13 protein-coding genes and 2 pseudogenes are annotated in these 20,113 nt (G+C 74.0%); 1 reads left to right on the top strand and 14 read right to left on the bottom strand.

Annotation, left to right across the window (positions count from 1 at the left end; genetic code table 11):
- Positions 1-47: 47 nt before the first annotated feature.
- The 9 genes from AAC944_RS20255 to AAC944_RS20295 all read right to left on the bottom strand — a co-directional run bounded on the left by AAC944_RS20255 (position 48) and on the right by AAC944_RS20295 (position 9,255).
- The gene (locus tag AAC944_RS20255) at positions 48-644 is read right to left on the bottom strand and encodes a dTDP-4-dehydrorhamnose 3,5-epimerase family protein (protein ID WP_030615906.1); all 597 of its coding nucleotides are present in this window, start codon (positions 642-644) and stop codon (positions 48-50) included.
- Positions 626-1,567 (bottom strand): dTDP-4-dehydrorhamnose reductase, encoded by a 942-nt coding sequence (rfbD, locus tag AAC944_RS20260; protein ID WP_078888617.1) that lies wholly within the window; start codon positions 1,565-1,567, stop codon positions 626-628. The genes AAC944_RS20255 and rfbD overlap by 19 nt, the downstream gene beginning before the upstream one ends.
- A gap of 44 nt (positions 1,568-1,611) precedes the next feature.
- Positions 1,612-2,598, bottom strand: coding sequence for a dTDP-glucose 4,6-dehydratase (gene rfbB / locus AAC944_RS20265; protein ID WP_030615911.1), 987 nt, complete (start codon positions 2,596-2,598; stop codon positions 1,612-1,614).
- 50 nt (positions 2,599-2,648) lie between these two features.
- Positions 2,649-3,338 (bottom strand): 4'-phosphopantetheinyl transferase family protein, encoded by a 690-nt coding sequence (locus AAC944_RS20270; RefSeq protein ID WP_030615915.1) that lies wholly within the window; start codon positions 3,336-3,338, stop codon positions 2,649-2,651.
- A gap of 4 nt (positions 3,339-3,342) precedes the next feature.
- A complete protein-coding gene (locus AAC944_RS20275; RefSeq protein WP_030615918.1) occupies positions 3,343-4,302 on the bottom strand; it encodes an LLM class F420-dependent oxidoreductase in 960 nt (319 codons plus the stop codon).
- Positions 4,303-4,407: 105 nt separating this feature from the next.
- Positions 4,408-5,928: an HAL/PAL/TAL family ammonia-lyase gene (locus AAC944_RS20280; RefSeq protein ID WP_051871833.1), complete on the bottom strand. Its 1,521-nt coding sequence runs from the start codon at positions 5,926-5,928 to the stop codon at positions 4,408-4,410.
- On the bottom strand, positions 5,925-7,067 hold the full coding sequence (locus tag AAC944_RS20285) for a class I adenylate-forming enzyme family protein (protein ID WP_030615925.1): 1,143 nt from the start codon (positions 7,065-7,067) through the stop codon (positions 5,925-5,927). Before AAC944_RS20285 ends, AAC944_RS20280 begins: the two co-directional genes overlap by 4 nt.
- Before the next feature lie 42 nt (positions 7,068-7,109).
- Positions 7,110-7,982: a glucose-1-phosphate thymidylyltransferase RfbA gene (gene rfbA, locus AAC944_RS20290; RefSeq protein ID WP_030615927.1), complete on the bottom strand. Its 873-nt coding sequence runs from the start codon at positions 7,980-7,982 to the stop codon at positions 7,110-7,112.
- Between the two features lie 43 nt (positions 7,983-8,025).
- Positions 8,026-9,255 carry a methyltransferase domain-containing protein gene (locus AAC944_RS20295; RefSeq protein ID WP_030615930.1) on the bottom strand — a complete coding sequence of 410 codons (1,230 nt, stop codon included), beginning with the start codon at positions 9,253-9,255 and terminating at the stop codon, positions 8,026-8,028.
- Between the two features lie 393 nt (positions 9,256-9,648).
- Here AAC944_RS20295 and AAC944_RS20300 point away from each other — a divergent pair, with 393 nt between their 5' ends.
- The gene (locus tag AAC944_RS20300) at positions 9,649-10,635 is read left to right on the top strand and encodes a TauD/TfdA family dioxygenase (RefSeq protein ID WP_030615931.1); all 987 of its coding nucleotides are present in this window, start codon (positions 9,649-9,651) and stop codon (positions 10,633-10,635) included.
- Between the two features lie 97 nt (positions 10,636-10,732).
- Here AAC944_RS20300 and AAC944_RS20305 read toward each other — a convergent pair whose 3' ends face one another.
- From AAC944_RS20305 to AAC944_RS20325, 5 genes and pseudogenes are all read right to left on the bottom strand, one after another.
- Entirely contained in the window at positions 10,733-11,692 is a 960-nt protein-coding gene (locus tag AAC944_RS20305) for an ornithine carbamoyltransferase (protein ID WP_030615934.1), read from the bottom strand.
- The gene (locus AAC944_RS20310; RefSeq protein WP_368397296.1) at positions 11,692-12,459 is read right to left on the bottom strand and encodes a phosphopantetheine-binding protein; all 768 of its coding nucleotides are present in this window, start codon (positions 12,457-12,459) and stop codon (positions 11,692-11,694) included. Before AAC944_RS20310 ends, AAC944_RS20305 begins: the two co-directional genes overlap by 1 nt.
- Positions 12,460-13,029, bottom strand: a pseudogene (locus AAC944_RS20315) (AMP-binding protein); the annotation flags it as partial. It abuts the gene before it with no gap.
- Between the two features lie 190 nt (positions 13,030-13,219).
- Positions 13,220-18,274: pseudogene (locus AAC944_RS20320) on the bottom strand (amino acid adenylation domain-containing protein); the annotation flags it as partial.
- A complete protein-coding gene (locus AAC944_RS20325) occupies positions 18,271-20,082 on the bottom strand; it encodes a non-ribosomal peptide synthetase (RefSeq protein WP_368396371.1) in 1,812 nt (603 codons plus the stop codon). The pseudogene AAC944_RS20320 and the gene AAC944_RS20325, both read right to left, overlap by 4 nt.
- Positions 20,083-20,113 lie beyond the last annotated feature (31 nt).

The following is a 20,113-nucleotide window of genomic DNA, read 5'->3' on the forward strand; positions in this document are numbered from 1 at the left end:
GGGTGCCGGGTAGGGGACGGGGGCGCTGGCGGGACGGGCGTCGGCGGTCAGCCGTGGCGTGGCCGGTTGCGCAAGGCGGTGCACGCCTCGTGGGAGGGCAGCAGTCCCTGGCGGTGCAGCTCGGAGAAGGAGGGGGCCTGAGCGTCCTTGGGAGAGAGCACGGGTTCGATGTCGGCGGGCCAGTCGATCGCGAGGTCCGGGTCCAGCGGATGGATGCCGTACTCGCGGCCGGGCGTATAGCCCTCGGAGCACAGGTAGACCACGGTGGCGTCGTCGGTGAGGGCGAGGAAGGCGTGCCCCAGGCCCGCGGAGAGATGGACGGCACGGTTGTCGGTGTCGTCCAGGCGGGCCATCGCCCACTGCCGGAAGGTCGGCGAGCCCGTCCGGACGTCGACGACGACGTCCAGGACCGCGCCGCGTACGCAGGTGATGTACTTCGCCTGCCCCGGGGGCACGGCCGCGAAGTGGATGCCGCGCAGGGCGCCGCGGCGGGACACGGAGAGATTGGCCTGGGCGAGGGGGAGGTCCTGACCGGTGGCCGCGCGGAAGTCGCCGCTCCTGAACCACTCGTGGAAGCTGCCCCGCTCGTCCGTGAAGACCTCGGGTTCGTGCAGCCAGGCGCCTTCTATCGGCAGGGGTCGCATGTGATCTCGGCTTTCTCGCGCGTGGTGTCGGATTCCGTGTCCCTGGGCCCCGGCCGTCCGGCCGGGCGGCGCGCCGTTCCCCCGGTGCTCTCCAGCACCGAGGGGAACGCCTCGGCCAGCGCCGCACTCCAGTGCCGGATCGGTGCCATGCCGGCCGCGTGCCAGCGGTGGTGGCCGAGCACGCTGTAGGCGGGCCGGGGCGCCGGACGCGGATAGCGGTCGCCGGTGGTGGGCCGTACCCGCGCGGGGTCGGCACCGAGCAGGCGGAAGATCTCCTGGCAGAACCCGAACCACGTGGTCCGGCCGCCGCTGCTGCCGTGGTACACCCCGGGCGGTGCGGTACCGTCCAGCGCCCGCTGTCCCAGCCCGACCAGCTGCCGGGCCAGATCCTCCGTCCAGGTCGGCTGGCCCCACTGGTCCTCGACCACGTCGACGGCCGCCCGCTCCCGTGCCAGCTCGATCATGGTCCGTACGAAGTTGCGCCCGCCCGCCCCGTACAGCCAGGCGGTACGCACCACGTAGCCGGTGTCCGGAAGCAGCTCCAGGACAGCCCGCTCGCCCGCCAGCTTGGTCCGGCCGTACGCACTGCGCGGCGCGGCCGGGGCGTCCTCCGGGTACGGAGCGCGGGCGCGCCCGTCGAAGACGTAGTCCGTGGACACCTGGAGCAGGACGCTCCCCGATGCCCGGCACGCCCCGGCCAGCAGGCGGGGCCCGGTGCCGTTGACCGCGAGGGCGTCGGCCTCCCGTTCCTCGGCTGCGTCCACCGCGGTCCAGGCGGCGCAGTTGACCACCACGGCGGGGCGGTGGGCGGCGAAGGCCGCGTGTACCGACTCCGGGTCGGTGATGTCCAGGTCGCCGCGGCCGGCGGCCACGGCGGTGCGGCCGGTGGCGGCCAGGTGGGTGAGCAGGTCCCGGGCGAGCATGCCCTGCGCCCCGGTCACCAGCCACGTGCCCGCGTCCTGTGCCGTCACAGCGCCGCCCGCGCCTTCAGGGGCTCCCACCAGGCGCGGTGGTCGCGGTACCACTGAACCGTCGCGGCGAGGCCCTGCTCGAACGGCACGCGGGGCGCGTAACCCAGCTCTTCGCGGATCTTGGTGCAGTCGACGGAGTAGCGGCGGTCGTGGCCCTTGCGGTCGGCCACGTACTGGACGCTGCTGTCCCAGTCGGCGCCGCATTCCTTGAGGATCAGCTCGGTGAGCTCCCGGTTGGACAGTTCGGTGCCGCCGCCGATGTTGTAGACCTCCCCGGCGCGGCCCCGCGTCCGGACGAGTTCGATGCCCTGGACGTGGTCGTCGATGTGCAGCCAGTCCCGGACGTTGCCGCCGTCCCCGTACAGCGGGACCCGCTTGCCGTCGAGCAGGTTGGTGACGAACAGCGGGATGGCCTTCTCGGGGAAGTGGTGGTGTCCGTAGTTGTTCGAGCAGCGGGTGACCCGTACGTCGAGGCCGTGGGTGTGGTGGTACGACAGCGCCACCAGGTCACCGGCGGCCTTGGCCGAGGAGTACGGCGAGCTGGGCCGCAGGGGGTGGGTCTCGGGCCAGGAGCCCTCGTCGATCGAGCCGTAGACCTCGTCGGTGGAGATCTGCACGAACGTTTCGATACCCGTTCGGTGTGCGGCGTCGACAAGGGTGTGGGTACCGAGGACGTTGGTACGGACGAACTCGTCGCCGCCGTCGATCGACCGGTCCACGTGCGACTCCGCGGCGAAGTGCACCACCTGGTCGTGCTCGGCCATGAGCGGACGCACGACCGCGGGTTCGGCGATGTCGCCGTGGACGAACGCGAACCGCGGATGCCCGCGGACCTCGTCGAGGTTGGCGGGGTTGCCCGCGTAGGTCAGCTTGTCGAGCACGGTCACGGACACGTCACCGGGCCCCTGCGGGCCGAGCAGCGTGCGGACGTAGTGGGAGCCGATGAAACCGGCTCCGCCGGTCACGAGTATCCGGGTCGTCATGAGGAAGCGCACCTTGCTGTGATCACCGGCAGCGACCGGTGGACTTGGGCTCAGGGGGTGTCTACGGAGTCACGGGGCAGCACGATGGCGGCGAGCAGCAGACCGGGCGCGGCCAGCCAGTTTCCGTGCAGCACCGGCGGCAGCCGGTCCGCGGACCCGGCCGGCGCGGCCCGGAGGAGGCGCGCGCGGAACGTGCCCGTCGGCGCGTCGCCGGCCGGGGCGAAGACGATCGAGGCTTCGTCGAAGCCCAGCCATGCGCGCGTCAGCGGCGACCAGACCTTGTAGACGGCTTCTTTGGCGCAGAACAGCAGGCGGTCCCAGCACACGTCGCCCGCCGGCCGGCGCAGCGCGTGCAGATGTGCCTGCTCCTCCGGCAGGGCGATGCGGTCCAGCATGCCGTCCGGCAGCGGCCGGTGCGGCTCGGCGTCGATGCCGAGCGCCCGTACGTCCGCCGCGCGGGCCAGGGCGGCGGCTCGATAGCCCGCGCAGTGGGTCAGGCTGCCGACCACGCCGTCCGGCCACCGCGGAGCGCCCCTCGGCCCCGGCAGCAGGGGAGCGAGGGGCACGCCGAGCCGCAGGCCCGCGCGGCGGGCACAGTGCCGTACGGTGGCGAACTCACGGCGGCGGACCGGACACATGGTGGCCGCGTGCCGCTGTTCCTCGGGGAACAGCCCGGCCGCCGGCTCGTCGCCGTAGGACTCCGCCGCGGTGACGAAGTCCGGCAGTATCCGCGTGATCATGGCATCAGTCCCGGCCGGGGGCGAGTGCCTCGACCTGCCCGACGGGATCGCCACCGCTGCTCGGCAGCAGCGCGATCACGGGCGTGTCGAGGCCGGCGGCCGCGTACGCCCGGATACGCGCGCGGCACTCCTCGGGGCTGCCGTGCACGATCAGTTCGTCGACCGTCTCGTCCGGAACGGCCATCACCGCGCGCCAGCGCTCGCCCGCGTCCCAGGCCCGGTGCATCGCGGCGAGCGGCTCCGTCCGGCCCAGCCAGTCCTGGAACGCCCGGTAGGCGGGCACGGTGAGATAGCTGCTGATCATCATCCGGCCGAGCCGGCGGGCCTCCCTGGCGTCCTCGGTGAGGCACACGAAGACCGGGGCGATCAGCTCGGGCCCGGGACCGAGTTCGGCCCTGACCTTCGGTACGTCGGTGGCGGCCAGCCAGTTGGTGATCGCCCCGTCCGCCTCGGACGCGGCCAGCCGCAGCATGCGGGGGCGCAGCGCCGCCAGCAGGACCGGCGGCGGCGTGGCGGGCGGCCGTTCCAGGCGGAACCCGCGTACCGAGAACGTCGGGTACCGCTCGTTCACCACCTTGCCGGTGAAGGCGGCACGCAGGAACCGGAGGGTGTCGCGGGTACGGGCGTAGGGCCGGGTGTGCTCCAGGCCGTTCCAGTCCCGCACGACGCCGGGGGAGGAGGCGCCGATGCCGAGGGCGAACCGGCCGGGCGCGCAGTCGGCGACGGTCGCGGCGGTCATGGCGAGCAGGGCCGGGCCCCGGGTGAACACCGGGGCGACGGCCGTGCCCAGCCGCAGGTCGGGCGCCCACTGCGAGGCCAGCACCAGCGGCGAGAACGCGTCGGTGCCCGAGGTCTCGGCCGTCCACACGTCGGTGTAGCCCAGATCGGGGAGCCGCTCGAGGAGCGCGCGGTGTGCCGGCAGGGGCACGCCGGGCAGCGGGAGGGTGATCCCCCAACGGGTCATCGGGTGGTCTCCAGTCTCGTGGGCGGTTCCGGATCGGGGACGGTGCGTCCGGGGCGGTGCGGTCCGTACCACCGCGGGCGCCGGGGGAGGCGCCCGCGGTGGTGGTCAGTCGCCGGCGGCCAGCAGGGCGTCCGCGTGGTCACGGAAGAGGTCCGCGGCCGCGCGCACCTCGGCGGCCATCGGACGGTCGGCCTCCAGCGCGGGGGACACGGCGGCCAGTTCGCCCCACAGCCCGGCGGTCTCCGGCGTATGCCCGGTCATCACGGCCAGCTGCGCCGCGCCCAGGGCGAGCGAACCGACGGCGTGCCAGCCCAGTTCCAGGGCTTCGGCGACGCCGTTCGCGCCGTTGAGCGCCATCGGGACGTGGTCCTGGTTCCAGCCGTTCGTCGGCAGGGTCGTCAGCGAGGCCGGGGTGACCAGCTGCCGGATCCGCGAGATGAAGGAGGTGGCGCTGATCTGCACGCCGGCCAGGCCGCAGCCGCGGCCGGCCCGGGGGGTGAGCATGATGGGCAGGTCGCCGTTGGTGGTCGGGCTGACCACCAGGGCGAGCTGACGCTCGGCCAGGTACGCGGCCGTGTGCATGGCCAGACCGGTCTGCTCCGAGGCGAGACCGACCGGCATGGCATGGAAGTTCCCGGCGTGCAGCACCCGGCCCTCGTAGGTGAGCGGATTGTCGGTGCAGCCGTTCGCCTCCCGCAGCAGGATCTCCCCGGCCATGGTGAGCTGGTCCAGCGCGGCGCCGAGCACCTGTGGCGCGCAGCGCAGGCTGTACGGCTCCTGGAGCGGCCGGCGCTCGTCCCGCTGGTGGTCGGCGGGGAGTTCCCGGCGTATCCAGCGGGCCACCCGCAGCTGTCCCACCTGGCCGCGCGCCTGGCCGACGCCTTCGTCGTAGTGCTCCGCGTTGCCGCCGAGCAGCACCGTCAGGCGCGCGGTGAGCACCGCGACGGCCCGCACGAGGCGCAGGGCCGAGCGCTGGTTGAGGAGGGCGACGGCGAGGCCGACGCCGGTGCCGTTGACGAAGGCGAGCGCCTCACGGACCGGCCACACCAGCGGTTCGGCGCCCAGCTCCGCGAGGGCCTGGGTGGCCGGGCGCAGGACCCACTCGCCGCGCTCGTCGCGTACCCATGCCTCGCCGTGGCCGGCGCACGCCAGCGCCACGTGGGCCAGCGGCTGCAGGTCGCCGCTGGCGCTGACCGTGCCGTCCCGCGGGATCGCCGGGGTGAAGCCGGCGTTCCACAGGTCCGCCAGGCGCTGCCAGAAGTCGGGCGACACGGCGGAGAAGCCCTTGCGCATGCTGTTCAGCCGCAGCCAGAAGACCAGCCGTGACGCCTCCGGGGCGAGGGGCCGGCCCTGCGCGGTGCCCAGGTGGGAGATGAGCGAGCTGCCCTGCTCCATCTCGGAGGTGGCGGAGTAGGTCACCAGCGGGCCGAAGCCCTGCGTCAGCCCGTAGACGGGCTTGCCGTCGGCCAGGTACCGGTCGACGGTGGCGCCGCTCTCCCGCATCCGGGCCACGTCCGCGTCGCTGAGCGGACCGAGCTTCGCGGTCCAGGCGGCGGACTCGACGAGGACCTCCAGGCTGGGCAGGTCCGTGCCGGCGCGGCCGGTGGTCGTGGGAGTCTGTGTCACGTTGCTACCTCTGAGTCGGTGGGTTCGGTCGGTGGTTGCTGCAACTTGCCCATCGCGGAACGGTTGAGGCCGGGCACCACGTGCACTTTCCGGGGGCGGGCGCCGAGGACGGCGCGAGCCGCGGACGGGTCGGCGTCCGCCGTCCCCGCTCCGGGCCGGGGCACGACGTACAGGTCGACGTGCTCGCCGATCATGGGGTCGTGCACCGGTACGAGAGCCAGGTCCGCGCAGTCGAGCCGGGCGCGCAGCGCGTGCTCCGCCTCGTCGAGGTTGATCCGCTGCCCGTTCACCTTCACCAGGCGGCCGACCCGGCCGAGCAGCCGGAAGGACCGCTCGTCCAACGGCTCCACGAGGTCGCCCGTGTGCCACTCCGGCGGGGCGGGCTCGCCGGGCCGGGAGGCCAGGCGCGGGCTGCGGATCACCAGTGGCACGGCCGGACCGTCCGCCGGGCCGGCGCCGTCCTGACCGGTGCCGGCCCGTTCGGGGGCGTAGGTCACGTCAGGGAAGAGGGTCCAGGCGGGCGGCTCGCCGGAGGACCAGCGGCGCGTGGCGATGCCGCCGGTCTCCGTCGAGCCGAGGAGTTCCACGAGGGACGCGCGCCCGGGGCCGGCCTCCTGGAGGAAGAGACCGGCGTCGGCCGGCAGCATCGCGCTGCTGTACAGCACGGTGACACGCTCGAAGGAGCGGACCCATGCCATGTTCCGGCGCAGCAGCGAGAAGATCCACGGCGTGGCCACGATCACGACGCGGCGCTGCCCGGTGTCCGGGAGCGCGCCGATGTACCCGGGCCGGTACCACACCGGTACGCCCAGCCTGGCCGGCAGCAGCAGTGTGGCCAGTGCGCCGTAGACATGGACCGGAGGGGCGAAGGCGACCACCGCTCCCGGCTGGTCCTGGCGTACGAAGCCGGCGAGCATGCCGGCCTCCTCCCAGGCGGCCGCGCGGCTGCGCTGCCAGTGGCGGCTCGGTCCCGTGCTGCCCGAGGTGTGGAAGTCCAGCACGGGTGGCAGCACCGCGGTGACCAGCGACTCCGGGGCCGGCGTCGCGTCCCAGCGCACGTGCCAGGCACGCTCGGCGACCTCCGGCGCACCGGTCCCCAGCGACAACAGCCGCTCAGGAGCCAGCTCTTGATAGCTCACTCGCACTCCCTGTAGTGGAACGACCCGGTGCCGGGCGGTGGATCAGGCGGCCAACTGGGCGAGCTGCATGAGGTACTGGCCGTAGGAGGAGTTCCGCATCCGCGCCCCGAGCCGGTGGCAGTGCTCCGCGTCGATGTACCCCATGCGCAGCGCGATCTCCTCCACGCACGCCACCCTGACGCCCTGCCGGGTCTCGATCACGTGGACGTACTGGCTGGCGGCCAGGAGCGAGTCGTGGGTGCCCGCGTCCAGCCAGGTGAAGCCGCGGCCGAGCCGGATGAGCCGGGCCCGGCCCTGCTTCAGATAGGCCAGGTTGACGTCGGTGATCTCCAGCTCGCCACGGGCCGAGGGAGTGAGGTCCCGGGCGATCTCCACCGCGTCCGGGTCGTAGAAGTACAGCCCGGTGACCGCGTCGTTGGATCGGGGCCGGAGCGGCTTCTCCTCCAAGGACACCAGGTTGCCCTCGGCGTCGGTCTCGCCGATTCCGTAGCGTTCGGGATCGGAGACCGGATAGCCGAAGAGCGTGCAGCCGTTCAGGTCGTTCCGGGCCTCGCGCAGCAGTCGCGGGAATCCTGCGCCGTGGAAGACGTTGTCGCCAAGTATCAGCGCGACAGGATCGTTGCCGATGTGGTCCGCGCCGATGATGAGTGCTTCCGCGATTCCGCGTGGTTCCTGCTGCTCGGCATAGGTGATGGTGAGGCCCAGGCGCGAGCCGTCGCCGAGCAGGGACTGCAGCGAGGGAATGCTCGTCGGTGTCGAGATCACCAGGATGTCCCGGATTCCGGCCAGCATCAGCACCGAAAGCGGGTGATAGATCATGGGCTTGTCGTAGACCGAAAGCAGTTGCTTGGACGTCGCCAGCGTCGAGGGATACATGCGGGTGCCGCTGCCGCCGGCGAGAAGAATTCCCTTCATCGCTCTTCCCATTCTTCAATAACGAGGTCGCCAGGAACGGAAGTCATACGACGTGCACGTCGGGCACGTAGAGAATCCACTTGCCGCCGGCCTCCCGGAATCCCTGTTCCTTCGCCATGATTTCCTCGGCGTGGTTCCAGGCGAAGAGCAGCGCGTAGTCCGGGTAGTCGCCGGAGAACGCACTCGGCTCCTTCACGGGGATGTGGGTGCCCGGGCTGAGCCGGCCCTGCTTGGCGGGGGTGGTGTCGCAGATGAACGGCACGAGGTCCGGGCCGATGCCGCAGAGGTTCGTCACCGTGGCGCTCTTGGCCGTCGCGCCGTAGCCGACCACCGTCCTGCCCTCGGCGCGCAGCTTCTCCAGCAGCGCCGTCAGGTCCTCGCGGATCTTCATGACCTTGTCGCCGAACTCCCGCAGCGTGCCGAGGCCGGCGAGGTCGCGCCGCTCCTCCTCGGCGACGAGCGCGGCCACGGCCTCGGACGGGCTGCGCCGGCCGGCGGGCGCGAGGTGGTAGCGCACCTCGCCGCCGTGCACGGAGAGCCGCTCGACGTCCACCAGCTCCAGCCCGTTCCGCCGGGCCATCTCCTGCACCGACCGGGCGGTGAAGAAGAAGAAGTGCTCGTCGTAGATCTGGTCGAACGAGGTGCGCTCGACGATGTCCCCCAGGTACGGGTCCTCGAAGACGAAGACGCCGGTGGGCTTCAGCAGCGTACGCACGCCCGCCAGGATCGAGTCCATGTACGGGATGTGGCACAGGGTGTTGGCGGCGTAGACGACGTCGGCCTGGCCGTCCGCGGCCAGGATCTCCTTCGCGACGGACTCCTCGAAGAAGGACTTGCGGACCCGGACGCCCTTGGCCGCGGCGACGTCCGCCACGCCGCCGGACGGCTCGACCCCGAGGTGCCGGACGCCGTGACCGGCGATCACGTTCAGCATCACGCCGTCGTTGCAGCCCAGCTCGACGATGAACGGGTCGTCCGCAGTGAGCTCGGTGGACAGCAGCTGCTTCGCCAGGTTCTCGAAGTGCTCCCGCATGTAGGCCGAGCCGGAGGAGTGGTACGGGTAGGCCTCGTGGAACATGCGGTTCCGCGGGACCTCCTCCATCAGCTGCACCATCGTGCAGGACTCACAGACACCGACGGCGAGCCGGAAGAAGAACTCCTGGCCGAGGTCGGCGTCCGCGGGGAGGAAGGCGTCCGACAGGGGCTGGCGTCCGAAGTCGAAGAATTCCTGTACCGGAGCGGCACAGATATGGCATGGGACGTTGCTCGACATACATGCTCCTGGAAGGCCGACCGACGGCGGGTGGCGGGAATGGGAGAACTTCGGCTCGGGCGCCTCGGGCGCTCTCCGGAACCGGTGCCGCCGAGTCTGCCCCACAAACCGGCCGGGGTGGAAGTGCGGGCATTGTTCACTGTCTCGCTGGCGGGACAGGAAAACGCCGTCGGCGAAGGCGTGGCGGCGGCTTCGCCGGGGCCGCGGAAAGGTTCGGAAATCGCCCCTGTTCCGCCGCGCCGGCGCCGTTTTATCCTCGCTGCGTCCCAGTGCGCCCGGGCGATCGGCAAGAGGTGTCCCGGAGGAAATTCGGGAGAGTCGGAAACCCCTTGAAAGGCTGTCGTAGGCCACTGGCGGTCCGCTCGTACGGCTTCCGTGAGAAGGCATGTGATCATGACAGAGACACTCTCTTTCCCTGCCCTGACCGAAACGGCGGTGATACTCACCGACACCCAGCGCGAAGAAGTCGCGATGCTCGCCGGGGAACTCGCCGGGGCCGCTTCCGGAGTGGTGGACAGTGCCGGATGGCTCGCGGCGGCCCGCGCCGCCTCGGTCCGGCTGCCCCGGCAACTGCTCGCGAGCGTGCGGGAGTTCCGGCACGACGCGGGGCCCGAGGGCGCCCTGCTGATACGTAACCTCCCCGTCCCCGGGGAGCTGCCCGCCACGCCTGTCCGGCCCGGGTCCGTCCAGCGGACCGCGACCACGGCGGCGGGTGCCGTCACCATGGTCATGCTCCAGCTCGGCGAGGTGATCGCCTACCGGAGCGAGAAGTCCGGCGCCCTGGTCCAGGACGTGGTGCCGGTACCCGGCCAGGAGCGTCAGCAGAGCAACGCGGGCTCGGTACGGCTGCACATGCACACCGAGAACGCCTTCCACCGCAACCGGCCGGACCACGTCGGTCTCCTCTGCGTGCGCGCGGACCCGACGGGCGACGCCCGGCTGTGCACCGCGTCGGTCCGCCGGGCCCTGCCGCTGCTGTCGAGGGAAGCGCGCCGGACGCTGTCCGAGGAGCGCTTCCTCACCGAGGCCCCGCCGTCGTTCGGTGGCTCCGGAAGCGCACCGCCGCCGGCCCACGCGGTCCTGCGGGGCGTCCCCGAAGACCCCGACGTACTGGTCGACTTCGCCAGCACCCACCCGCTGGACAACGGCGCCCGGCGGGCCATGGAGGAGCTGCGCGCCGCCTTCGAGCGCACCACCCACGCCCTCGACCTCGCCGCCGGCGACCTGGCCGTGGTCGACAACCGCCTCACCGTCCACGGCCGGACGTCCTTCACCCCGCGCTACGACGGCACTGACCGCTGGCTGCATCGCGTCTACGCGGTTGCGGACCACCGCCGCTCCCGCGTCGACCGGCAGGACGGCGGCAGCGTCCTGGACTGACCGTGCCTGCGGCTCACGGGCCTCGCCGCCGGCGGAACGCGCCGGCGGCGAGGCCCGTGAGCCGTCCGCTCCTGGCGGCGCTCAGGAGCGGGGCGGGTCAGACGCCGCCCGCGGCACCGGGCGCCGCGCGGCACCATTCCAGCACCGCCATCGCACTGTGCATCTTGTTCTCGGCCTGGTCGAACGCGAGGCTCGCCGGTCCGTCCAGCACCTCCGCGGTGACCTCCTCGCCCCGGTGGGCGGGCAGGTCGTGCAGGAACACCGCCTTCGGGCTGTCCTCCCACAGCTCCGCCCGGACCTGGAACGGGGCGAACACCGTGCGCCAGTCCGGGTCGGCCTTCGACGTGCCGGTCGTCTGCCAGCGTGCCGTGTAGATGACGTCGAAGTCGCCGGGCAGCGCCTCCATGGTGTGACGCTCGCGCAGGACCGCGCCGTGGTCGGCGGCCTGCCGCGCGGCCTTCTCGGCGATCCGGGCAGGGAGTCCGTAGCCGGGCGGGGTACGCAGTTCGAACTCCACGCCCGGGAACCGGGTGAGCGCCAGCGCGAGCGCCGTCGCCGTGTTGTTCCCCTCGCCCAGGTACAGCACACGCAGTCCGTCGACGCGACCGAAGTGGCGCAGCAACGTGGTCAGGTCCGTGAGCGCCTGGGTGGGGTGCTCCTCGGCGCTCATGGCGTTGATGACGGCCATCCGCCGCTGCGCCGCCCAGGCCCGCATCTCGGCGGGGTCCCCGGCGGTGCGTGCCACGAGCACGTCGAGCATCCGGGACAGCACCCGCCCGGTGTCCTCGCTCGTCTCCCCGGTGTTGAGCTGGAGGTCGCCGGGGCCGTACGTGAGGAGGGAGCCGCCCAGCCGCAGGGTGCCCGCCGAGAAGGCGGTACGGGTACGGGTGGAGGTCTTGGCGAAGTAGACGCCGGTGACGAGACCGTCCAGCGGCCGCCCGGCACCGGCGGTGCCGGCGGCGAACTGCGCGCCGCGCTCGGTGAGGTGGCGCAGGTCCGCGTCGGTCAGGTCGTCGAGGGAGATCAGGTGGCGTACGGGACGCGGGTCCATGGGCATCAGCCGTCTTCCGTGGTGGCGCCGAGGGCGGAGGCCAGCTCGGCGATGGTCGGGTGGCGCAGAGCGGTGCCCGGGCCGAGGCCGAGTCCGGCCTCCCGGGCGGCGGCGAGCACGCTCAGCACGAGGAGCGAGTCGCCGCCCAGGTCGCGGAAGTGGTCGTGGACGCCGACCCGGTCCACGCCGAGCACGCGCTGCCACACGTCCGCGAGCCGTCGCTCGGTCTCGGTGCGGGGCGCCACGTACGCGGCGCGGGCGGCCGTCATCTCCCGGTGCGCGCCGGCCGCCGGGGCGGCGGCGCGGTCGTACTTGCCGTTGTCCGTCAGCGGCAGGGCGTCCACGATCCGGAAGGAGGCGGGGACGAGCGGAGCCGGCAGCCACTCGCGCAGTCGGGCACGCAGCTCAGCCGGGTGCGGCGCGGCACCGTCGGCGGGCACCACCCAGGCGGTGAGCCGCTGGTCCCCCGAGGGGCCGGGGAGCGCGGCCACGAGCGCCTCCCGCACCCGCGGATCGGCGGTGAGCACCGCCTCGGCCTCCGCCGGTTCGATGCGGTGGCCACCGGCCTTGAGCTGCCGGTCGGACCGCCCGGCGAACTCCAGGCAGCCGTCCGGCAGGACCCGGGCGAGGTCACCGGTGCGGTACAGCCGGGCGCCCGGCGCGCCGTACGGGTCGGGCACGAAGCGCTCGGCCGTCAGCCCGGGGCGTCCCGCGTAGCCGCGGGCGAGGCCCGGCCCGCCGATGAACACCTCCCCGGTGATGCCGTCGGGCACCGGCGCCAGGTTCTCGTCCAGCAGCCGCAGTGTCGTCCCGGGCAGCGCGCGGCCCAGGGGCACCAGCGGCCGCCCCACGGGCCCGGTGACACGGTGGGCCGCCGCGGCCACGGTGGCCTCGGTCGGCCCGTACTCCGCGGCCAGGCGCAGCCGGCCGCCGGCCGCCTCGACGCGGGCCGCGATCCGCTCCGCCTGCGCGGCCGGGTAGGCATCGCCCGCGCAGACCAGCAGATCCGCCAGGCCGGCCAGCTCGGGGTCGCTCAGCTGCGCGTCCAGCAGGGCGAGATGGCCGGGCGTCATGGTGACGAAGGCGTACGGAGCCCAGGAGGCCAGCAGCTTCGGGAACTCCGTCGGCTCGAACCGCTGCGGCAGCAGGTACACCGTCCGGCCGGTCAGCAGCGGGACGAACAGGGCGGGGACGCCGATGTCGGCGCCGACGGAGGTGAAGAACGGGGCGCCGCCCTCGGAGCCCGTGGCGTAGGCACCGGCCGCCCAGCGCAGGTAGTGGGCGAGGGCCCGGTGGTCGACGGCCACGCCCTTGGGGGCGCCGGTGGAGCCGGAGGTGTGCAGGACGTAGGCGAGCCGGTCCGGTGCGCGGCCGTCCGCCTGCGGGCCGGCGGGGGGCGGTGTCCAGGGCGTCGGCCCCGTCGGCGTCGTCGGCCCCGTCGGCGTCGTCGGGCCCGTCGGCGTCGTCGGGCCCGGACACGAGGACGGCCGTACGGGGTGCCGTACGGGCCGCGTGGGCCTCCTCCGTGACGACCAGTCGGCAGCCGGCGTCCGTGAACAGCGTACGCAGCCGGGCGTCCGGGAGGCACGGGTCGCACGGTACGTAGGCCGCCCCCGCCTTCCAGACGGCGAGCAGCGCGACGACGAGACCGGGCCCGCGGTCCAGGAGCACCCCGACGCGGTCCTCCGGGCCGGTGCCGAGGCCACGCAGCCGGCGGGCCAGCCGGCCGGCCCGGGCGTCGAGCTCGGAGTAGGTCAGCCGGGCGTCCGCGGAGACCACGGCGACCGCGTCCGGGGTGCGGGCGGCCTGCGCCTCGAAGGCGGTGAGGGTGTCCTGGCCGGCGCCGGTGGCGTCCGCCCCGGTCAGGGCCGGGTCGTCCGCCGGGCACGCGGGCAGGCTCCGGCCGAGCTCGCCCTCCTCCGGGTAGCCGCGGCGCGCGTCGCCGTCCGGGCCGGTCGCGGCCATGTCGGCGAGCACGGCGAGGTAGAGCCGGGCGAGCCGGTCGGCGCGGTCCCGGCGCAGGGTACGGGTGTCCGAGGCGAGCGTGAGGTGGCCGCGCAGCGGGGTGCCCACGACGACGGGGAACTCGTTGGGGCTGTCGTCGCGGGTGGCCGCCGGGTCGATGAGATCCGTGTCCACCTGGTGGAAGTCCAGGTAGTGGAAGAGCACGTCGATCAGGTGCGGATCACCACCGGGGCGGCGCATCGCGGGCATCGGGTACCGCCGGTGCGGCCAGAGCGCGACCTCGGCGTCGAAGACCTGCCGGGCCAGCTCCCCCCAGGTCCGGGCGGAGCGTTCGTAGGGGAACGGCACGGAGTTGAGGTACATGCCGGAGACCCGGTCGGCGCCGTGCACCTCGGGCCGGGCGTCGGCCACCATGCCCCCGCGGAAGGACCGCTGCCGGGTGAGCAGGCTCAGCACCTTGCTGTGGGCCGCGTGCAGCACGCTCTTGTACGGCACGCCGGTCTCCGACGCCAGCGCCCGCAGGCCGGGCTCCACGTCGTGCAGCGGCAGGTCGATGCGGTACCGCTCGGCGGCCGCGGCCCGGCCGCCGGACCAGCCGGACGGGATCTCGAACTTCTCGTACCGGTCGAGGAGGCCGTGCCAGTACGCCCGGTCGTCCTCGTCGGCGAGCGAGCGCAGCTCGGCCGCGATGAAGTCGGCGTAGCGGACGGCGGGCGCCGGCGGGGCCGGGTCCGGGGCGTGCCCGTCACGTATGCGCTGGTAGGCGCGGACCATCTCCATCAGCTGATTGTGGTAGCTCCACCCTTCGATGACCGGGTGGCCCTCGGTGATCGACAGCCACCAGCTCTCGTCGTCCAGCACATGCGTGGCCATCCGCATCAACGGCGCCCGGGTGACGTCGAAGAGGCGCCGGCGGTCGCGCCGGGCGAAGTCCACCAGCGCCGGCCACCGCTCATCCGGCGGCAGCTGCCGGAGGTCGTCGTGGACGCAGGGCATGGTCGCGTGGGCGTGCACGATCTGCAGCGGCTGCGAGTGGCCGGTGAGCGCGAACGACGTCCGCATCACTTCGTGCCGCGCCACGATCAGGTCGGCGGCGGCCTGGAAGGCGGCCGGGTCGAAGGGCCGGTCGTCGCGGATCCGGAAGGAGGTGACGTTGTGGTAGCGGTTCTCGCCGCTGTCCCCGAACATCTCGACGAACATCCCGGCCTGGGTACGGGACAGAGGGTAGGCGTCGACGGCGTCGGCGGGCAGCGCCGCACGGTCCTGGTCCGGTACGAGGGCGAACGGGGCGACCGGCCGGACGCCCTCTTCCGCCACCAGGCCGTCCCGCAGCGCCTCGCAGAGCCGCGCCACGGTGCGGTGCTCGAAGATGTCGCGCACGGCCACCGGCCGGCCGGCCTCGCGCAGCGCGCCCGCCAGCGCGACCGCGCGCAGCGAGTCACCGCCGAGGTCGAAGAAGTTGTCGTGTACGCCGATCCGTTCCAGGCCCAGCACCTCGGACCATACGGCGGCCATGGCGTGCTCGTCGTCGCCGCGCGGCGCGACGTGCTCCCCGACGGCGGTCGCGGCGCGCTCAGGGGCGGGCAGGGCCGTACGGTCGAGCTTGCCGTTGGCGGTCAGCGGCAGGGCGTCGAGCGTGACGAACGCCGACGGGACCATGTACTCGGGCAGCCGCGCCCCCAGCAGATCGCGCAGCCGGGCCGGGGCGAGCGCGGCGGCGTCCGCGCCGGGGCCGGGCACGAGGTAGGCCACCAGGCGCTTGTCGCCCGGCGCGTCCTCGCGGACGAGGGCGACGGCCTCGGCCACGGCGGCGTCCGCGGTCAGCGCGGTCTCGATCTCACCCGGCTCGATGCGGTAGCCGCGCAGCTTGACCTGGTGGTCGGCGCGGGAGACGAAGTCGAGGTTGCCGTCCGGCAGGACGCGCGCGAGGTCACCGGTGCGGTACAGCCGGGCGCCGGGCGGGCCGTACGGGTCGGGCAGGAACCGTTCCGCCGTCAGGTCGGGGCGGCCCGCGTAACCGCGGGCGAGGCCGACGCCGCCGATGCAGACCTCGCCGATGCTGCCCAGCGGCACCGGCCGCAGGTCCTGGTCCAGGACGCGCATGGTGGTGTGCGGGATGGCACGGCCGATGGAGACCAGCTCGGCGTCCTGGGGGCCGTCCAGGAAGTACGCGGAGTTGCCCACGGTGATCTCGGTGGGCCCGTACTCGGCGGCCAGCCGCGTGCCGTTCGCCGCCGGCCCCAGCCAGCGGTTGGCGAGCCGCCCGGTGAAGGCGTCACCGGCGGCGATCACCAGCCCGGCGAGGCCCGCCCGCTCCTCCTCCGACAGCTGCTGCGTGAGCAGGTCGAGGTGGCCGGGCGTGAGCTTCACGAACGCGTACGGCGCGCCCTCGGTCAGCAGCCGCCCCAGCTCCGAGAGGTCGAAGTCCTGGTCGATCAGGTGCACCGGCCGGCCGGTCAGCAGCGGGGTGAAGAGGTCGGGCACACCGAGGTCGAAGGCGACCGAGGAGAACAGCGGGGCCCCGCCCGGCCCGGCGCTCGCGTACGCCTGGACGGTCCAGCCGAGGTAGTTGGCCAGCCCGCGGTGGGTGATGAGCACGCCCTTGGGGCGGCCGGTGGACCCGGAGGTGTAGATGACGTACGCGAGGTGGTCGATGTCGTAGCCGCCGGCGGGCGGGGCGAGGGGCGTGGCCGGGCAGGCGTCGAGCGTCCGGCGCTCGGCCTCCTCGTCGAGCACGACGAGCCGGGCGTCCGTGCCGGCCAGGCGTGCGGCGTGGCGGCGCTCGGTGACGACGATCCGGCCGGCGGTGTCGGAGAGCATGAACGCCAGCCGCTCGTCGGGATAGCCGGGGTCGAGCGGCACGTAGGCGGCACCGGTCCGCCAGATGCCCAGCAGGGCGGCCACCATCTCCGGGCTGCGGTCCAGCAGTACGCCCACGGTGGTCTCGGGTCCGGCTCCGAGCGCGCGCAGCCGGTGCCCCATGCGGTGGGCGAGCGCGTCGAGCTCACCGTAGGAGGTGTGCCGCCCGCCGTGCACCACGGCGGTCGCCTCCGGGGTGGCGGTCGCCTGGCGGGTGATGGTCTCGTGCACGGGGCGCAGGGCCGCGATGTCGAGCGGGGTGCGGGTGCCCACCGGCGTGTCGGGGCCGTCCAGCAGCAGGGCCCGCTCGTGCGCGTCGAAGATGTCCAGTTCGGACACCGGGGTGGTGGGGGAGGCGGCGGCCGCGCTCAGCAGACGGGTGTAGTGGCCGGTGATCCGCCGGGCCGTGGCGGGGTCGAAGAGCGCGGTGGCGTACTCGAGTGAGCCGTCGAGGGAGCCGTCCGGCCGCTCCCGGAGGTGGACGGTGAGGTCGAAGCGGGCGGTGCGGCCGGGCACCTCGGCCGCTTCCACGGTCACGCCCGCCAGGGCGAGGGGTTCGGCGGCGTCGGCCTGCGTCAGGTCGAACATCACCTGGAACACCGGGGTGGCGGACAGGTCGCGCTCCGGCTCCAGCGCGTCGGCCAGCCGGTCGAAGGGTGCGGAGCGGTGGTCGAAGGCGGCCAGCACCGTTTCCCGGTTCCGCTCCAGGAGCCGGCGGAACGGCTCGTCGCCCTCCCAGCGGGCGCGCATGACCAGGCTGTTGAAGGCGTAGCCCGCCATGGTGGCGAGTTCGGGGCGGGTACGCGCCGACACCGCGGTACCGACCGCGACGTCGCGCGTTCCGGTGTAGCGGGACAGCAACGCCTGGAACGCGGTGAGCAGCACCATGAACGGCGAGGCGCCGTGGTCGGCGGCCATCCGGCGCAGCGGCTCGCCGACCGAGGCCGGCACGGTGAAGTGCTCCAGCGCCCCCTCCCAGGACCGCACGGCGGGGCGCGGCCGGTCGGTGGGCAGGTCCAGCGAGGACAGCCCGGCCAGCTGCTGCTGCCACCAGTCGAGCGCGCGGCGCACCTCCGGCCCGTCCTCGTGCGCGTTGAGCCAGGCGGCGTAGTCGGCGTACTGCACCGGCTCCGGTGCCAGGGCGGGGGCCCGGCCTTCGCGCCGCGCGCGGTACAGCTCGGACAGCTCCGTGAGCAGCAGGGTACGGGTGGGGGCGTCGCAGGCGACGTGGTGGACCACCACGACCAGCAGGTGGTCGTCGTCGGCGAAGCGGACCAGACGGGCCCGCAGCGGCGCCTGCGCGGCGAGGTCGAAGGGCTGGAGCGAGAACTCCTCGGCGTCCTGCCGCGCCGCCGTGGCCCGGCCGTCCTCGGCGAGCCCGCCGCGGTCGGTCACCGTGAAGTCCACGGGGCCCGGGGCGTCGATGAGCTGCCGGGGCTCGCCGTCCACCAGGACGTAGCGGGTGCGCAGGATCTCGTGGCGCTCCGCGAGCAGGTCGAAGGCGTGGCGCAGCGCCTCCTGGTCCAGCGGTCCGCGCAGCCGGTACGCCATCGGCAGCAGGTACTCCGGGGCGGCCGGGTCGAGCTGGTGCAGGAACCAGAGCTGACGCTGACCGGCGGAGAGCGCGAGCGGCTCGCCGCGGGGCACGCGGGGGATGTCCCGGCGGGCCCGGGGGGCGGAACCGGACAGCCGGCGGCGCAGCAGCTCCGCGCGCAGGGCGTCGGCCGACGCGGGGTCCGCAGGGTGCTGGGCGGGTTCGGTCATGGGTGGTACTCCCTGTGTGCGGCGGCCACTGCGGCGTCGCTCAATGACGCGATCTCGGCACGTACGGCGTCCTCGACGGACGCGGCGAGCGCGGCGACGGTGGGCCGGTCGAAGAGGGTGCGCAGCGGCAGTGCCACGCCGTACTCCTCCTGGATGCGGGCGATTACCCGGGCGGCGCGGAGCGAGTCCCCGCCCAGCCGGAAGAAACCGTGGCGGGCGCCGATACGCGGGGCACGCCCGTCGGGTCCGGTCAGCACCGAGCGCCAGATCTCCGCGACGGCCTCCTGGAGCGGGCCCTCGGGCGCGGTGTACGGCTCGTCGTCGGCCACGGTGGACAGGTCGGGGGCGGGCAGTGCGGCCAGGTCGGGCTTGTGGTGCGAGGTCAGCGGCAGGGTGTCGAGGGGGACGACGAGGGTCGGCAGCATGTAGTCGGGCAGCCGCCGGGCACAGTGGTCCAGCAGCTCGCCGTGGTGCGGCAGCCCGCCGCCGGCGGGGACGCAGTAGGCGATGAGCCGGGCCGCGTCCCCGGTGCCGTGTGCGATCACCACGGCCTCGGCCACCGCGGGGTGTTCGGCCAGCACCGCACGCACCTCACCGGTCTCCACCCGCCGGCCGCGGATCCTGACCTGGCCGTCGGCGCGTCCGGCGAAGGAAAGGGTGCCGTCGGGCAGCATCCGCGCCAGGTCGCCGGTGCGGTACAGCCGGGCGCCCGGCGGGCCGTACGGGTCGGGCACGAACCGGTCCGCCGTGAGGTCGGGGCGGCCCGCGTAGCCACGGGACAGTCCCTTCCCGCCGATGCACAGCTCCCCTGTCGTGCCCGGGGGCACCGGGCGCAGCAGCGGGTCCAGCACGTACGCGCTGACGTACGGGTAGGGCCGGCCGATGGGCACCGCCGTCGCGGTCGCCGGGACGTTCCAGCGGGTCGCGGCGATGGTGGTCTCGGTCGGGCCGTACTCGTTCACGAACCGCTTCAGGCGGCGGGCCAGCTCACGAGCGAGGTCCGGCGGGCAGGGCTCGCCGCCGGTCTGCCCGACCAGCGGCCGCTCGCCCAGCCCGCTGTCCAGGAGCAGCCGCCACTGGGTGGCCACCGCCTGGAGGTGGGTGACGCCGGCCCGGTCGATCAGCGCCGGCAGCGCCGGGTAGTCCTCGGCCTCCTGGTCGCGGGCCAGCACCACCCGCCCGCCGACGAGCAGCGGCATCACCAGTTCGGTGAAGGAGATGTCGAAGGTGGCCGGGGCGAGCGCGAGCCAGGCGCTGTCCGGGCCGAACTCCAGGTGCTCCGCGGAGGCGCGGAGCAGCCGCACCAGTGACCGGTGCTCGACGGCCACGCCCTTGGGGCGGCCGGTGGAGCCGGAGGTGTAGAGGAGGTACGCGAGCCGCGCCGGGTCCCGGTGGCCGCCGGGGCCCTTGCGGGGCGCGACGGCGGCCGGCCACCCGGCACCGTCGACGGTGAGCCAGGCGCCCTGGTGCCGGGCGGCCAGGCGGGCGCGGCCCGCCTCGTCCGTGACCAGGACGCGGGCGCCCGAGTCGGTGAGGATGTGGGCCAGCCGCTCGTCGGGCGCGGTCCGGTCCAGGGGGACGTACGCGGCCCCGGCCTGCCAGCAGCCGAGCAGGCAGGCGAGGAGATCGGGGGTGCGCGGCAGCAGCACGGCGACCGCGGTCTCCGGACCTGCCCCCAGGGCGAGCAGCCGCTGCGCGAACTGGTCGGCGCGCTCCGCCAGCCGGGCGTAGGTCCACCGCTCGCCGCCGCAGACGACGGCGGTCGCTCGCGGGGTGCGGCGTGCCGACCCGGCGAACGCCGTGTACACGCAGCCGTCGGGCCGCTCCAGGGCCGCCGGG

Origin of the sequence: Streptomyces sclerotialus (genome assembly GCF_040907265.1) — a bacterium.
GTDB classification, from domain to species: domain Bacteria; phylum Actinomycetota; class Actinomycetes; order Streptomycetales; family Streptomycetaceae; genus Streptomyces; species Streptomyces sclerotialus.

Bases quoted from the DNA above. Each gene is read 5' to 3' on its own strand.
- AAC944_RS20255 (WP_030615906.1), bottom strand. From the start codon at position 644: ATGCGACCCCTGCCGATAGAAGGCGCCTGGCTGCACGAACCCGAGGTC.
- rfbD (WP_078888617.1), bottom strand. From the start codon at position 1,567: ATGCTCGCCCGGGACCTGCTCACCCACCTGGCCGCCACCGGCCGCACC.
- rfbB (WP_030615911.1), bottom strand. From the start codon at position 2,598: ATGACGACCCGGATACTCGTGACCGGCGGAGCCGGTTTCATCGGCTCC.
- AAC944_RS20270 (WP_030615915.1), bottom strand. From the start codon at position 3,338: ATGATCACGCGGATACTGCCGGACTTCGTCACCGCGGCGGAGTCCTAC.
- AAC944_RS20275 (WP_030615918.1), bottom strand. From the start codon at position 4,302: ATGACCCGTTGGGGGATCACCCTCCCGCTGCCCGGCGTGCCCCTGCCG.
- rfbA (WP_030615927.1), bottom strand. From the start codon at position 7,982: ATGAAGGGAATTCTTCTCGCCGGCGGCAGCGGCACCCGCATGTATCCC.
- AAC944_RS20295 (WP_030615930.1), bottom strand. From the start codon at position 9,255: ATGTCGAGCAACGTCCCATGCCATATCTGTGCCGCTCCGGTACAGGAA.
- AAC944_RS20300 (WP_030615931.1), top strand. From the start codon at position 9,649: ATGACAGAGACACTCTCTTTCCCTGCCCTGACCGAAACGGCGGTGATA.
- AAC944_RS20305 (WP_030615934.1), bottom strand. From the start codon at position 11,692: ATGCCCATGGACCCGCGTCCCGTACGCCACCTGATCTCCCTCGACGAC.